The following is a 14,762-nucleotide window of genomic DNA, read 5'->3' as shown; positions in this document are numbered from 1 at the left end:
GAACTCGTCACTGAACTTCCTAGGCATGATCCAATCCTCCTCTAGAAACGATCGGAACTAAACCCAGGACACTTCAGAGTCGATTCGAAACTCCCATGCCCGCATCCATCTGACTTAAAGCACCGATTCACCCCGCAGTACCGCGAATCAATTTGCCTTTGGGACGCCACACGCCTTCCGGCCCCCTTAATATCGGTCCTATGTCCGCACCTATCCCCGTCACCGGCGCCGTCATCATCCGAAACGGCACCGTCTTCGCCGCCCAGCGCGGCCCCGGCAAAGCACTCGCCGGCAAATGGGAGTTCCCCGGCGGTAAGATCGAACCCGGCGAAACCCCCGAAGTGTCCCTCGCACGCGAGCTCAAAGAAGAACTGCTTATCGACGCCACCGTCGGCCCCCACATCACCACCACCGAGCACACGTACGACTTCGGCACCATCCGCTTATCCACTTTCCGCTGCGCCCTCACCGGTGACCAAGAACCCACCTTGACCGAGCACGCCGACTCTCGGTGGGTGCCCATCGACGAGCTGGCATCCCTGGACTGGGCGCCGGCGGATGTCCCGGCGGTGGATCTGATCATCAAGACCTACGGTTCCGCATGAGCAATTTGGAACGGTTAACCGCAGACACCGAATTCGGATACCTCAACCACCGCAGAGAATCCGATCGTGTTGAAAACCCAGTTCTGGTGGCCAACGAGCCAGACAACTCGATGCTTGCCGCTTTGCGTTCTGAACTATTGACCGCTTCGAGCTTCATCTTCTCCGTTGCTTTCGTCAGCAGCGGCGGACTCGGCGCTATCAAGCAATCACTCGTTGACTTCGCTGGTCGCGGTACGATCATCGTGTCCGACTACTTGGACTTCAATGATCCCGATGCCCTTCGAGAGCTGCTTGCACTCCCCAACATCGAAGCACGGATCATTTCTGGAGTTCCGCACCATGCCAAGGGATACGTTTTCCGCCACGGAGACCACGCAACTGCCATCGTCGGGAGCTCGAACCTAACCCGCAACGCGCTCATGAGCACCCGTGAGTGGAATTTGAAATTTTCTACTCACCGCGACGGCGACATTGCTGATCAATTGGAACGAGCGCTCGACCACCACGTGAGGATTTCGGGCCTTCTCACAGAGGAATGGATCCAGTCCTACGAACAGAGGCGGCAACAGCGCGTCATTGTTACGGATGCGACGGATCAGCCCCATTCGGTAAGCGCTGACGGCGTCGAGATTCTGCCGAACAAGATGCAGACCGAAGCCTTGGAGCGTCTCCAAACGGTTATCGATTCCGGTGAAACTCGTGCCTTAATCATCTCTGCAACAGGAACCGGCAAGACAATTCTTGCCGCGCTTGCTGCTCAGCGGTTTGACCCGAAGCGTGTTCTCTTCGTCGCTCATACCGAGCAGATTCTTCGTAATGCCGCCCGTGAGTTTAAGAAAGTGTTCCGCTGCCCAGAAGAAGATATCGGCTTCTTCGTTGGACGACAGCGGCAGCTAGACAAGCGGTTCGTATTCGCCACCGTGCAATCACTCTCACGGCTTGAGCACCTGACTGACATTTCCCCCAAACTCTTCGAATACATGATCATCGATGAGGTGCACCGCTCCGGCGCCGAATCCTACAAGCGAATCATGGAGCATTTCCGTCCAGATTTTCTGCTCGGACTAACAGCTACACCGGAACGAACTGACGGTTTCAACGTTTTCGAGCTCTTTCATCACAATGTCCCCTTCGAGATCAGGCTCGGAGACGCTCTCGAATCGCGAATGCTGGTCCCCTTCGACTACTACGGAGTCTCGGACTACGGATCAATGTCCGGGTACACGATCACGGATGACTCAACAGCGGATGAGCGTGTTTCTAAAGAACGCGTTGACCACGTAGTTGAGACTTTGCAGAATTACTGCTTCCCGAGCGGAACAAAAGGCTTGATCTTCTGTAGCTCGAATAAAGAAGCTCGTTTGCTTTCGCAAGCGCTAAATGAACACGAACTGTATGGCCGTCCGCTCCGAACGGTTGCTCTTAGCGGAGCGAACACAATCGATGAGCGAGAACAAGCCGTATTCGACCTTCAGAACGAGCAGATCGACTTCATCATCACTGTGGACATCTTCAACGAAGGTATCGACATTCCCGATGTTAACGTTGTGGTTCTTCTCCGCAGCACGCAATCGTCCATCATCTTCACACAGCAGCTAGGCCGGGGTTTGCGAAAAGCTGAAAACAAAGAGACCCTGCGCGTCATCGATGTCATCGGAAACTATGCGAACAATTATCTGATCCCGATTGCACTGTCAGGCGACCGTTCAAGCAGCAAAGATCCCGTGCGAGAAGTCATCCGCAGAACCCGACGGCACCCCATCTCAGGTTCTTCAACTATTAGCTTCGATGAAGTCAGTACTCAGCGAGTACTCGAGTCTCTCCAGAAGGTGACCCTCCTAGACAAACGCAAGTGCAAGGAAGCGATCCAAAACCTCAAGCACCGCCTGGGAAAAGTACCCAGGCTCGTAGATTTCGAAACGCACGAGTCTATTGCCCCTTATGTTCTGGCGAGCAAATACCGCAACTACTGGTCTTTACTGCACTCCCTTCGGTTCGTCGATGCGGGTCCCTCTCCCACCGAGGATGCCTTTTTGACCTTTCTCTCGAACGAACTACTCAACGGGAAGCGGCCTCAAGAACTGCTTCTCTTGCGCGCACTATGTCGGGAGGGATCCGTCGATGTTGCGGAGTTCGCGCTGCAACTCCGCAGTCGCGGTCTCAATCACAGTGATGCCTGCTTGGAAGCTATCGAGAAAATCCTCAACCTTGAGTGGTTCGCCGATCGGCAACGAGCAACCTACGGTGGCCTTCCCGTCGCACTTCGACTCGGTGATCAATTTGTACTCGGGGAAGATTTCTCGCGACTCTACTCCTCGTACGCGTCAACACAGGAACCTTCGCCCATCAGTTTCCGTGATCACGTAGACGATGTAGTCGAAACGGGATTGTTTCTGAATCGGAAGCACTACCGAAGCGGAGATGATTTCATTCATGCCAAACGATACTCACGCAAAGACGCATGTCGCCTCTTGAATTGGTCCAAGAATCAGGAATCCACCGTCTACGGGTACAAAACCGATACCGCGACCATGACCTGCCCGATATTTGTCACCTACCACAAAGACGCGAACATTTCGGCCAGCGTCAGGTACGAAGACACATTGATCGATAGATCTACTCTTCACTGGTTTACACGGCATAAGCGCACGTTGAAGAGCAGAGAACTACAGCCCATCCTGAATGGCGACGCTGATCTCCACCTCTTTGCTAAGCGAGAAGATGCGGACGGCACCGATTTCTATTACTTGGGTCAAGTAGATGCGATGAATCCCGCGCAAACCACAATGATTGGCAACGATAAACAGAAGTTGGATGTGGTCACCTCGGACTTGAAGCTTCGTGTGCCCATACCCGCGGACCTGTTCGACAGTCTTATAGCCCGTAAGACCGTGGCAGCACCCAACTAATCCGGTATTTCATGGAAATCTCTTCTGCCACGACATACTTTTAAATCTGGTCATATTCATTTCCGGTGGGAGGTTTTCATGTCGGCAATCAAAACGCTCAGCTTCTTCAATAACAAAGGCGGAGTCGGGAAAACGACGTTGTCCACCAATGTCGCCCACAACTTCTCCATGCGTGGGAAGCGTGTTTTGTACGTCGACTGCGACCCCCAGTGCAATGCGACCCAGTTGATGCTTTCAGAGCAGCAGACTCAAGAGATCTACGATGGCAACGATGATCCGGAAACGGCGCGCCGGGAGTCCCTGTTGAAGACGGTCTACGGTCTCTTCATTCCCCTGCGCGAGGGCGAACCGGAGATTGAGACCGATGTTCCTGTGTACCGCTCGGAACGATTCAAGGTCGATGTCATGGCTGGACACCCGCAGCTCTCGCAAATCGAGGACGTTATGTCTGCCGCCTGGCAAACGGCTCTAGGCAAAGAGACAGCCGCTTTCCGACGTGTCCACTGGGCCGGTCAGCTCGTCACGCACATGGAGGACGAAGACCGATACGACTACATATTCTTCGACGTCGGACCAAGTCTCGGCCCATTCAATCGAACCGTTCTACTCGGTTGCGATGCCTTCGTCACACCCACTGCAACCGATCTATTTAGCTACCACGCCTTTGGCAACCTCGCCCGTTGGTTCGACGAATGGGTCGCTGAGTACTCGGAGATGTCTGAGGCTAACATCGCGACATGGAAGTCCTTCTCAGTGAGCTTCGAAAAGAAGTCCCGCAATTTGCGGCTTGGTGGGCAGCACAACCACAACCTGAAGTATCTCGGGTACACGACCCTCGAATACGTCAAGAAGAAGGCCAATGGTAAAGAGCAACTCGTCGGTGCTTTCGAACGCTTCCGCGATAAGTTCGCCGATGAAGCTAAACTCATCGCGTCGACTTTGGGCCAAAACGGAAACAACTACCTGATCGGCCACGTACCCCACATGCACTCCATGCCTGCCACGGCTCAAGACGGGCACGCCCCCATCGCTGAACTCGCATATCTAGACGGCATCAAGGGCACCCAAGGCAATCAACGGGACAGTTACTCGGAAAAGATTGAGAGCATCTCGGACACCGTCTACGAACGTCTCAACCCTTAGTCCTCCGCCCGCAGATGCCTCAGCCGATCGAGTTCCGCGTCGCCGGTGGCGATGCGTGCGTGGATGCGGCAGGAGGCGTCGAAAAGCGCCCAGGCTGCGTCAATGTCCGCGTTGCTGATGATGCGGGCGTTGGGCTCGCGCTCCCAGATGCCTTTGACGTCAGCAACGGCGGTGCCGCGGAACAGCTCGGAATCCGGGTCGAGGTCGACCGTCGCGGGGGCGAAAGTGGCGGGGACTTGGCCGAGCGCCACCATGACCGTGAGCAGGTCGTGAATCTGGGCTTGGTAGCCCTCCCCTACATCCTCGTGGAATTCGAAGTAGAACCGCGTGATCGGCTCGAGATGCTCTGCGAGCGGTGAGCCGCTGAGCGCAGACACCAGGTCGTCCAAGCGAGAGGGCGTGAGCAGCATGCGTTCGGTGACGTTGAGCGGGCAGACGGTGATGGGCACGGGCGCGGAATCGAAGACTTCCTTGGCCGCGTGCGGGTCCACCCAGAAGTTCCACTCGGCTGTGGGCGTGGTGTTGCCCGGGTAGTTGAATGCGCCGCCCATGACGGTGATGTGCTTGAGCTGCTTGTAGTGCTCCGGGTGGAGGCGTGCGAAGGCGGCAAGATTGGTCATCGGCCCGCTGACGATGAGATGGAGGTCGTCGGTGCCGCGCTCGATCGCATCAATCCAGAGCATGTCCCAGTCGCTCTCGATGTGACGCTCAGGGGCAGTCGCATAACCCAGGCCAGTGTCGCCGTGGGTGTCAGGCGTGGTGGTCAACTCCCAACCAAGCGGCTCCGGGATGCCCGCGGCCAGCGGCGTCCACGGGACATTGCACAGGGAGAGGATCCAAGCGGCGTTGCGGGCGCACTGGTCGGCCTCGACATTGCCGGCCGTAGTGGTCACGCACTCGAGTTCGAGCTGGCCGGTGTGGGCGGCGGCGGTGAGGTGGATCAGCGCGTAGGTGTCATCAATACCCGGGTCGCAGTCGAGGATGATTCTCATTGGTCAGCTTTCTCCGGGTGGGTTTCCTTGCCGACGACCGCCCAGACGACCTGTGCCAGTACTGCGATGGCACCGCAGATTCCGAACGCTGCCGGGAATCCGAACTCGCCGGCCGCTGCGCCGATCAGAATCGGCCCGATCACCTGGCCGGCGTCCATGCACATTTGGAAGACAGACATAGTCTTGCCGCCGGAGCGGTCGTTACCGATGATGTCCGCCAGGCTCGCCTGCTGGCTGGGCACGAGCAGTCCCCCACCCACACCAGCGATGACAGAGATCGCGATGAGCGGCCAGAAGCTCGTCGCAAAACCCATGACGGCTGTAGACAGTGCGGTGACAGCAAGGCCGGTGAGGATGAGGGGTTTGCGGCCGATGTCGTCGGCAAGCTTGCCCGAAAACTGCAACGTGACGGCGTTGCCCAGCGCGAATGCCGCAAGCGCGAGACCAGCCTCAGCCGCACCATGCGGGAAAACCGAGGCAGCGAACAGCGGGAGGACCGCCACGCGCACGCCCATGTTCACCCAGCCGTTGGCAAAGGCGGAGGCGAGCAACGCGCGGTAACTGGGATGGCCGAATGCCTCATCCAGGCGCATCGGTGGTCGCGCGGCGAAGTTCACGTCACGGTCAGACCTAGGCAAACGCACCCACACGACCACGGCCGCGGCAGCAACGGCAGCGCCGTAAATGACGAATGGCCAGCGCATGCCCAGAAACGACAAGCCTGCACCAACAACCGGGCCGATGATGTTGCCCAGCAGGAACGCCGTGGCGTACGTCGAGCTCGCTCGTCCACGAATTCGCGGCGGCGCCACTTTCACGATGAGCGCTTGCGCCGAGATCGTGAACATCGTCGAGCCCAGCCCCGCAAGGAACCGCAGCACCAGCATGTGCCAATACTCCTGAGCCACTGCTACAAGTGCGGTGGTCACGGCCACAATCAGGAGACCTGTGATGTACACCTTGCGCGAGCCAAGCTTATCGACGAGCCATCCCGCCCCCGGCGCCCCCACCAACCGGGCGCCAGAGAACACCGAAACAACCGCAGCCGCAGCCGCCATCGAGACGCCGAAGCTCACCGCGAACTGCGGGATGATCGGCGCAATGAGCCCATACCCGAGCGCTATGAGGAAAGCGGCGGCGACAAGAACCCAAATCTCCTGGGGGATCTTGGGGAGCGCGGCATGTTCAGAGTTTTTCGGGGTGCTCATGGCGTGTTTGAGCCTACTGCGCCGGGGCAGTTTTAGGGATTCGGCCGAATGTTGTGCCACCTGAACCCGTGAAAGTGCAGGACTCCGGCTTGCGATAGAACACATGTTCGGACTTCGATGAGGGAGTGTCTGGGCCACTTCGTAGATTCTGATCCATGACGTACATCAGCCACAGCTCCTACAGCCAAGAACTCGCCCGCCAGATCCGTTCCAGCCACGCACCGACCCTCGACCGCATTGAGGCGGTCATTCATCACCCGCGTTCCCTGGCGCGCCCCAACCCAGACTGGCGGCCACCGACCCGTACTCTCCCCCGCATGGACGGAGGGCCTCAACTGAACGTGGCCATTACCCGGCGCCGCGTCGGCCCTCGGGCACGCGCCCGCATCAAGGGCTTCGGCGAGCGCCATGTCCCCGCCTACCTCATTGAGGTCCGCTTCACTGACGCCAGCGGCATCACCGTCGACCGCAACATCGCCGAGGCATGGGTGCGCGCGCTGGTTCCGTCCAGCATGGCCGGCGCCGTGCACGAGGTCTACTCCCCCACAGGCGCGACCTTCGTCTGGCTTGTCGACGGCACCTTCGCCCCCGTCTACTCCCCGCCCTCCATGTTCGAGGGCCTAGCGGCGGCCTAAGCGAGGGGTCTTAGATCTCGTCCTCGGTGTCGACGTCGTCAATGGGATCGAGGTCTTCCGCGTCGTCATCCTCGTCTTCGTCGTCTTCGCCGTCGTCGGCTCCGAAGATGTCGTAGACCTCGGGCTCGTCGAAGTCATCGTCGTCAAAGGGAAGCAGTTGGGATTCCCAATCCTCGGCTTGGTCGGCGGCGAGGCACAGGACGTCGAAAAGCCGGTCGAAGTCGGAGAATGTGCCCAAATCGAGGGACTCGGCGTCGGCAGAGGCCTCAGCGTGAAGGGAGGCGAAAAGGCGCTCGCGGTCCTCGTCCGTCAGCTCGGCATCACCATCAGAATCCCAGAGTTCACCGATAGCGTCGTCGAGCAAGTCGTCGTAGGTGCCCGGCAGAGCGACGAACGTGACCGCAGCGCACGGGGTGCCGTCTGTGACCTCGACCTGGACGTGGAGTTCAGCGTTCTCGCCGACCTCAGCGCGAACTAGGTGCGGGTCAATCGGATCCTGGAAGAACTCCAGGTCTCCGATGCGCTCGTCGGTGCCTTCGAGCAGGTCACGCAGCACCGTGATGATCTGATCGGTAGCCATGTGGCGTGCGACGGTCGCTACTGCGTCATCGACAGAGAAAACCACGGAGACGAGCACAGCCTCGAAGTCTTCGTCATCCTCATCGACATCGGCGGCGGCAATGTAGACGTTCGCGGCCGGCAGGTGCGGGTCGATCTCCACGAAGTGGATCTCCACCTCGGAGGTAATGGGCACGAACATGGTGTCGTCGTGCACGCGCGATTCAATGCCCTCGCGGTCAAGACCTGCGGCGATGTCCTCGAAGAAGCTCATTGATCCGGTTCCCTTCCTTGGTTCCCGGGGTTAGACGCGCCCGGACGCCACTAGCCTAGCTGCGCTGGTCGCAGACTGCATGAGGATTCGCTGCTAGACACCGATGAAGTCCGCGATGGACTCCAGCAGCTCAGGCCGGCCAGTGCCCCACTGGGTCATCTCGAAGCCTTCCCAAGCGCGGCGCTTGGCAGGCTTCGGGTCCCACACGATCGTGGGTTGAGTGCGGATGACGGCTGTAGCGCGGCCGGGTCGCTGGTCAGAGCGAAAACCATACTCCGGCCAGTCATCGCCGGGGCGGCCCGTGTGGAAGAACAGGCCCCAGTGGTGCTGCATGCGCTCGCTCACGGCGGCGAAGTCGTCGCGTTTGCCCAAACGGGTGAGCAAGCCGGCGGGGGTGGCGAACTGGTGGCCGAAGATGGCCTCCAGGTCGGCGGTGTGGATCGCGCCTACACCGAGACGCTCTAGAGCGGGGACGACGTAGTCGAAGTGGTACATCCACACCGGCGCAACCCGGCGGTGTTCTGTCGCAATCCGAACCGACGGGGCCCAGAAAACAGCATCGGCGACGAGCTCAGCGAAGTCAGAGCGCTCGGTCGCGCAGTCGTAGGCCTCCAGGATCGCGTCGGCGTGGTCAGGGTCGTAAACCTCTAGCAGCCGACGCGCCGCCCGGCCGCGGGCCTTGCTGGAGACGAACATGGCTTTAGTGAAGCTGGCTTCTCCGGAGTTAGAGCCGATGAGCAGCGGCACCGGCGCCTCCTCATTGTCGGTGAAGGCATCGATGGGGTGCTTGGGCAAGACGTTCTCATCCACCGTGGGCATGAACGCGAGGTTGAGGTACTTCATCTCACCAGAGCGCACAAGCAACGAATTGCCTACGCGGACTAGTTCTTCCCCATCGACCTCGCGGAGGTCGGAGAGGGTGGACAGGCGGGACATGCCCATGCCGTCGAGAAGCGAGCGCACCCACATGGCCGCCTGGACGCGCGAATGCACCGCGCTGGCGGGATTCGACTGCGCGACTGCACCGTGGAACAGGCCGCGCGCTTGCGGGGAGCTCATCAAGGTGGTCACAGCGTTGGCGCCTGCGGATTCGCCCATGATGGTCACCCGGTTCGGGTCTCCGCCGAAGAAGGCGATGTTGTCGCGCACCCAGTGCAGAGCGAGGATCTGGTCCAACGTGGCGGGGTTGGCCACACAGTCCGGCCCGAGCGAGCGCATGTCCAAGTAGCCGAGCACACCGAGCCGGAAGTTCAGCGAGACGTAGACGATGTCCGCCGCCGCGGCCAGACCGTGGCCTTGCAGCACCTTCTCGTGGGAGGCGCCGGTGAGGAAGGTCCCGCCGTGCATGTAGACGACGACGGGTAGAACATCGTCGGTGTCGGGGCGGACAATGTCGAGGGTGAGGCAGTCCTCGGTGCCAATGACTTTGTCGTTCCACCCGTAGGTGCCTTGCATGGCGGGCTGGCTGAACTCGGAGGCGTCGAATTCCCCGCGCCACGCCTCTCGGGGGCGCGGCGCGTGGAAGCGGTGCTTCCCGCCGGTCGGCGCCCCGTACGGGATGCCGCGCCACGTGCGCATGCCCGAGCCAGGATCGACAACGCCGCGCACTGTCCCAGCATGGGTGTGCACGACGGGGTCAGTGGCGGAAACAGCTGCCATGGGGACAACTGTAGCCGTGTCATGTAATCCCGGCCTATGATGACGTGGCCGGGAACACGACACTAATGTTCCCTCCACCAACCCCCAAGGAGACGAGATCACCATGTTCGGCCGCAAGAAGAAGAACGATCAAGCCGTGGCCGAAAACGGCCCCCAGGGCGGTTACACGGACTCCGCGCAGATCGAGGAGAACGCCTCTGCCATCGGCAAGGGCTTCATCAAAGCGCTTGATCGCGCGGTCCGGCTGCAGAGCGGGTTGATCGAGGCCTACGTGGACCGCCTGCGCCGCGCGAACCCGGAGGCCACTCCGCAGCAGATCCAGGAGATGATGGACAAGCACTTCCTCACTATCGCGGCCGGTTCTGGTGCCGGTGCGGGCGGTGCTGCCGCCATCCCCGGTGTCGGATTCGTCACCGGCACGGCGGCGATTGCCGGGGAGTCCCTCCTGTTTGTGGATTTGGCGGCTGTCTACACGGTCGGTTCCGCGTACCTGCGTGGTGCAGACATCTCCGATGAGGAGCACCGCAAAGCGATCGTTCTCATGGTCTTGCTGGGCACGCAGGGCACGGCGATCGTCGATACGCTCATCGGGCCCGAGGCAGCACGAATGCCAGGACCGAAGATGCTGAAGAACTTCACCGGGCCCACCCTCAACCAGGCGAACTCGATGATGACGCGGGCGCTGAGGAAGTCGATCTCGAAGCGTCTGCGCCGGATGTGGATCGGCAAGCTGATGCCGTTCGGCATCGGTGCGGTGGCCGGCCTGTACGCCAACCGCAAGCTGGCGAAGGCTGTCGTGGACAACGTGTCGAACAACCTCGGCCATCCGCCGGCCCAGTTCCTTCAGGAGCTACCACCGAAGACGGAGGTCGAGGAAGAACTGGACAAGGCGGAGACCGACAAGAACTCCCGTCTTGCTGCGATGATCTCCGTCTTCCGTAACAACCGCGACAACGGCCCGGAGATCGAGGGCGACCCAGAGGCGAAGGGCATCCTGGAAAAGCTCGGCATCACCGGCAGCGCCGACGAGCTGGAGGAAAACGCTCTGCGCAGCCGCTTCTCTCGCGGCACGAAGGGTGAATCCGCATAAGTCCTCTGCTGACCCGCGCGCTGAAAGCGAATGCAGGATTCGCTGCCCTGACGCTTATCACCGCTGTGGTCGCGGCGGTCCTGCAAGTCGCTGTTCCCGGGTTGACTGGTGCAGCTGTTGATGTCGCCACCGGCGCCCGCGAGGGATCCATCACCACGATCGCGTGGGCGATGGTGGGTATAGCGCTTGCCCAGTTCGCGTTCCAGGTGCTGCGCCGCTGGGCAGCCGGTTCATTGGCCACCCGCTCACAGCATTGGGTGCGGGTGGAGCTGCTGAGAACTCTGCACCGCCTTGACGGTCCCGGTCAGGACGACATTGTCACCGGGCAGATCGTCTCGCGCTCGATTACTGACTTAGGGCAGCTGTTCTCAGTCTTTGCCATGGCGCCGCTCGCGCTCACCCGCCTCGTGCAATTGCTGCTCACGCTGGCGGTCATGCTCTCCCTTGACGTTCCGCTGACGCTGATGTCGCTGGGTTTCCTCCCGCTCATCGTGTGGGTCGGCGGCCGCTCACGCAGATCCATGTACGCCGCCACGTGGGCGAACCAGCAGTCCGCGGCGGAGCTAGCCAGCCACGTCGAGCAAACCGTCTCCGGCGTCCGCGTGGTCAAAGCCTTTGGCCGAGCTGAACATGAGGTGACCGTGCTCGACCGGCTCGCCCGCGACCTCTACGCCGTGAAGATGCGGGCGGCGAAACTCACGGCCCGGTTCCAACCGACGTTGACCCAGCTCCCCAACATCGCACTGGTGGTCACCATCGTCGCGGGCGGTCTCATCGCGCTCGGCGGCGGGATGACAGTCGGCGGATTCGTCGCGTTCACCGTTTATCTGACGTCACTGACGCAGTCGATGTCGATGCTGGCCAACACTTACGTCACGCTGCAGATGGGCATGAGCGGCATCGACCGGCTCGACGAAGTTCTCGCCCTCTCCCCGGAGCAACCCGCGCCCACTGCACCAGCGCTGCCCGACGGCCCCGCCGGCATCGACTTCGACCACGTCGCCTTCACCACCGACGGACGCTGCGTGCTCGACGATGTCAGCTTCACCGTCTCCCCCGGCGAGCACGTCAGCGTCATCGGCCCCGCTGGCGCCGGCAAGTCCATGGCGGTCCAGCTCGCAGGCGCGTTCTACACCCCAGATTCCGGGAGCATGTCGCTTATCGACGCCTCCGGGCAACGGTTCCGCTACTCAGACTTTCCCGCCAGGGAAATCCGCAAAGCAGTCACCTGCGTCTTCGACGAGGCGTTCCTCTTCTCCGTCTCCATCCGGGACAACATCGCCATGGGTGCTGGCGTCACCGACGCCGAGGTCGCCCACGCGGCACGGATGGCCTGCGCCGACGAGTTCATCGAGAACCTCCCCGACGGTTACGACACTGTCGTCGGCGAGCGCGGCCTGACGTTGTCTGGCGGGCAGCGTCAACGCATCGCGCTTGCCCGCGCGCTTCTGTCTCAGCCGGCGGTGCTCGTGCTCGACGACGCGACCTCAGCTATCGACGCCTCCACCGAGTCGACTATCCTGCGCAATCTGCGCGACAACCTCGAAGGCGTGACTCTCATTGCCGTGGCGCACCGGCAGTCGACGGTGGACCACGCCGACCGGGTGATCATCCTCTCCCCTGCGGACGGTGAGGGCAGCGGCGGCAGCCGCGTGGTCGCCGACGGTCCGCGCGAGGAGATTGTGGAGACTGACCTCTACCGCGCGCTCATGGACCCGGATGTCGGCCGCGCCCAGCGTCCCGAACCTTCCCACGACCAACTCTGGCCCGAGGTCGCTGAAGAAAGCCACGAGCACGTGCTCACCCGAGCAGCGGGCGCCGGAGCCGGGGCCGGTTTCGGCGGTGGCGGTGGTCGCGGCGGCGGAGGCGGGGGTGCCGCCCGCGTGGTCACCGCGACGCCGGAGTTGTTGGAGCGCCTCGAACACCTCCCTCCTGCCATGGAACAACCCACTGGCACCATCCCGGAGGGTGTGCGCGCGATGCTGCGCTCCGTGCGCTGGCTCATCCTCGCCGTCACGCTCTTACTCGTTGTCGGGGTGCTCACGGACTTGGCCTTCCCCACCCTGGTGCGCACTGCGATCGACCGCGGCATCCAGGCGGGCGACTCGAACGCGCTGTGGATCGTCGGCGCGGCCGCCCTCGTCGTTGTGGTCATCGCCTGGGCTGCGAACGCCGCGATGACGGTACTGTCCTCGCGCTCCGGCGAGCGGCTCCTCTACGGCTTGCGGGTCCGTAGTTATGACCACTTGCAGAAACTGGGTCTGAGCTACTTCGAGTCGAATCTGTCGGGGCGGATCATGACGCGGATGACCACCGACATCGACACGCTATCCAGTTTCCTGCAGACGGGATTGGCGCAGGCGGTGGTCTCCGTCGGCACGCTCATTGGTGTCACTGTCATGCTCGTGGCCACCGACGGTTCACTGGCGCTCATCGCTCTCGCCGCAGTGCCCATCATCGCGGTGATCACGGTGGTGTTCCGCCATTACTCAAAGCGTTTCCACGCCCAAGCCCGTGCACAGATCTCGGCGGTCAACGGGGAGTTCGCTGAGCTCATCGGCGGCATCCGCAGCAGCCAGATGCACCTGATGGAGCCGGTTGCAGAAGCAGGCTTCCGCGACGAAAGCGAGAAGTATCGGCGCTTGCGCATGCGCTCCCAGCTGCTCGTCGCCTTCTACTTCAACGGCATGCAAGCGATCACCCAGATCATGACAGCAGTAGTGGTCGGTGTGGGCGCGACCCGCGTCGCCGAAGGCACCCTGTCGGTCGGTGTGCTGGTCGCTTTCACCATGTACTTGAGCTTGCTGTACGGGCCGATCCAGCAGCTGGGCCAGATTTTCGACTCCTGGCAGCAAGCCACCGTCAGCTTCGACCGCATCCGCGAACTGCTCGACACTGAGACCACGGTTCCCGACACCGGTACCCGCACGGGCGCTGCCACCGCCGCACAGGGCGAGCTCGCCCTGGAGAACGTCACTTTCTCCTACACCGCCGACGGCCCCGATGTGCTTAGTGATGTCGCCGTCACCGTCCAGCCAGGTCAGACTGTTGCCCTGGTGGGGCCGACGGGGGCGGGCAAATCAAGCGTCGTCAAGCTGTTGGCGCGTTTCTATGATCCCGTGACGGGCGCTGTGACCGCGAGCGGCGCGGACGTGCGCGCATTCCCGCTCGTGGACTGGCGGCGCGCACTCGCCCAGGTGCCGCAGGAGTCCTACCTGTTTCCCGGGACCGTGGCCGACAACATCTCTTACGGAGTCTCGGACGCCACCGCGGCCGAGGTCGAGGATGCCGTCCGACGCATCGGGGCGCTCGGCGTCATCGCCTCCATCCCCGGCGGATTCAACCACCCCGTTGGCGAACGCGGTCGCGGCTTGAGTTCCGGGCAGCGCCAAATCATCGCGCTCGCCCGCGCGGAAATCCTCCACCCGCGCGTCGTGCTTCTCGACGAAGCCACCGCCACCCTCGACCCCGTGACCGAACGCGACGTGCTCGACGCGGCTGCCAAAACCACCCGCGGACGCACCTCCGTTATCGTCGCGCACCGCCTCGCCACGGCGCGGAGGGCCGACCGAATCCTCGTCATAGACCAAGGACGTATCATTGAGGACGGTACCCACGAGGAGCTGCTCCGCCAGGGCGGAAAGTATGCAGTATTGTGGGCTGTCGATGGCCAGCACCGCACGTGACGG

The 14,762-nt window shown here is 61.6% G+C and carries 10 protein-coding genes; 6 read left to right on the top strand and 4 right to left on the bottom strand.

All coding sequences use genetic code 11. The features are described 5' to 3' along the window. Window positions 1-200 precede the first annotated feature (200 nt). From KBX18_RS06435 to KBX18_RS06425, 3 genes are all read left to right on the top strand, one after another. A complete protein-coding gene (locus KBX18_RS06435; RefSeq protein WP_255995292.1) occupies window positions 201-605 on the top strand; it encodes a (deoxy)nucleoside triphosphate pyrophosphohydrolase in 405 nt (134 codons plus the stop codon). After that, on the top strand, window positions 602-3,514 hold the full coding sequence (locus KBX18_RS06430) for a DEAD/DEAH box helicase (protein ID WP_255995291.1): 2,913 nt from the start codon (window positions 602-604) through the stop codon (window positions 3,512-3,514). Before KBX18_RS06435 ends, KBX18_RS06430 begins: the two co-directional genes overlap by 4 nt. A gap of 87 nt (window positions 3,515-3,601) precedes the next feature. Further along, window positions 3,602-4,657, top strand: a complete 1,056-nt coding sequence (locus KBX18_RS06425) for a ParA family protein (RefSeq protein ID WP_370687230.1) — start codon at window positions 3,602-3,604, stop codon at window positions 4,655-4,657. Here the strand turns inward: KBX18_RS06425 and KBX18_RS06420 are convergent. Together KBX18_RS06420 and KBX18_RS06415 are read right to left on the bottom strand one after the other, a co-directional pair. Further along, on the bottom strand, window positions 4,654-5,649 hold the full coding sequence (locus KBX18_RS06420; protein WP_255995289.1) for a nucleoside hydrolase: 996 nt from the start codon (window positions 5,647-5,649) through the stop codon (window positions 4,654-4,656). The genes KBX18_RS06425 and KBX18_RS06420 overlap by 4 nt on opposite strands. Continuing rightward, window positions 5,646-6,857 carry an MFS transporter gene (locus KBX18_RS06415; RefSeq protein ID WP_255995288.1) on the bottom strand — a complete coding sequence of 404 codons (1,212 nt, stop codon included), beginning with the start codon at window positions 6,855-6,857 and terminating at the stop codon, window positions 5,646-5,648. Before KBX18_RS06415 ends, KBX18_RS06420 begins: the two co-directional genes overlap by 4 nt. Before the next feature lie 155 nt (window positions 6,858-7,012). Between KBX18_RS06415 and KBX18_RS06410 the strand changes: the two genes are divergently transcribed. Then, a complete protein-coding gene (locus KBX18_RS06410) occupies window positions 7,013-7,492 on the top strand; it encodes a hypothetical protein (RefSeq protein ID WP_255995287.1) in 480 nt (159 codons plus the stop codon). Window positions 7,493-7,502: 10 nt separating this feature from the next. Here KBX18_RS06410 and KBX18_RS06405 read toward each other — a convergent pair whose 3' ends face one another. Together KBX18_RS06405 and KBX18_RS06400 are read right to left on the bottom strand one after the other, a co-directional pair. Then, window positions 7,503-8,324, bottom strand: a complete 822-nt coding sequence (locus tag KBX18_RS06405) for a hypothetical protein (protein ID WP_255995286.1) — start codon at window positions 8,322-8,324, stop codon at window positions 7,503-7,505. Between the two features lie 93 nt (window positions 8,325-8,417). After that, window positions 8,418-9,983 carry a carboxylesterase/lipase family protein gene (locus tag KBX18_RS06400; protein WP_255995285.1) on the bottom strand — a complete coding sequence of 522 codons (1,566 nt, stop codon included), beginning with the start codon at window positions 9,981-9,983 and terminating at the stop codon, window positions 8,418-8,420. Window positions 9,984-10,086: 103 nt separating this feature from the next. Between KBX18_RS06400 and KBX18_RS06395 the strand changes: the two genes are divergently transcribed. Further along, window positions 10,087-11,073, top strand: a complete 987-nt coding sequence (locus KBX18_RS06395; RefSeq protein WP_255995284.1) for a hypothetical protein — start codon at window positions 10,087-10,089, stop codon at window positions 11,071-11,073. Next, window positions 11,070-14,759 (top strand): ABC transporter ATP-binding protein, encoded by a 3,690-nt coding sequence (locus KBX18_RS06390; RefSeq protein WP_370687229.1) that lies wholly within the window; start codon window positions 11,070-11,072, stop codon window positions 14,757-14,759. Before KBX18_RS06395 ends, KBX18_RS06390 begins: the two co-directional genes overlap by 4 nt. Window positions 14,760-14,762 lie beyond the last annotated feature (3 nt).

Source organism: Corynebacterium sp. CCUG 69979 (assembly GCF_024454095.1).
Taxonomy (GTDB): domain Bacteria; phylum Actinomycetota; class Actinomycetes; order Mycobacteriales; family Mycobacteriaceae; genus Corynebacterium; species Corynebacterium genitalium.
This window is presented reverse-complemented; position numbering and strand designations above follow the sequence as displayed.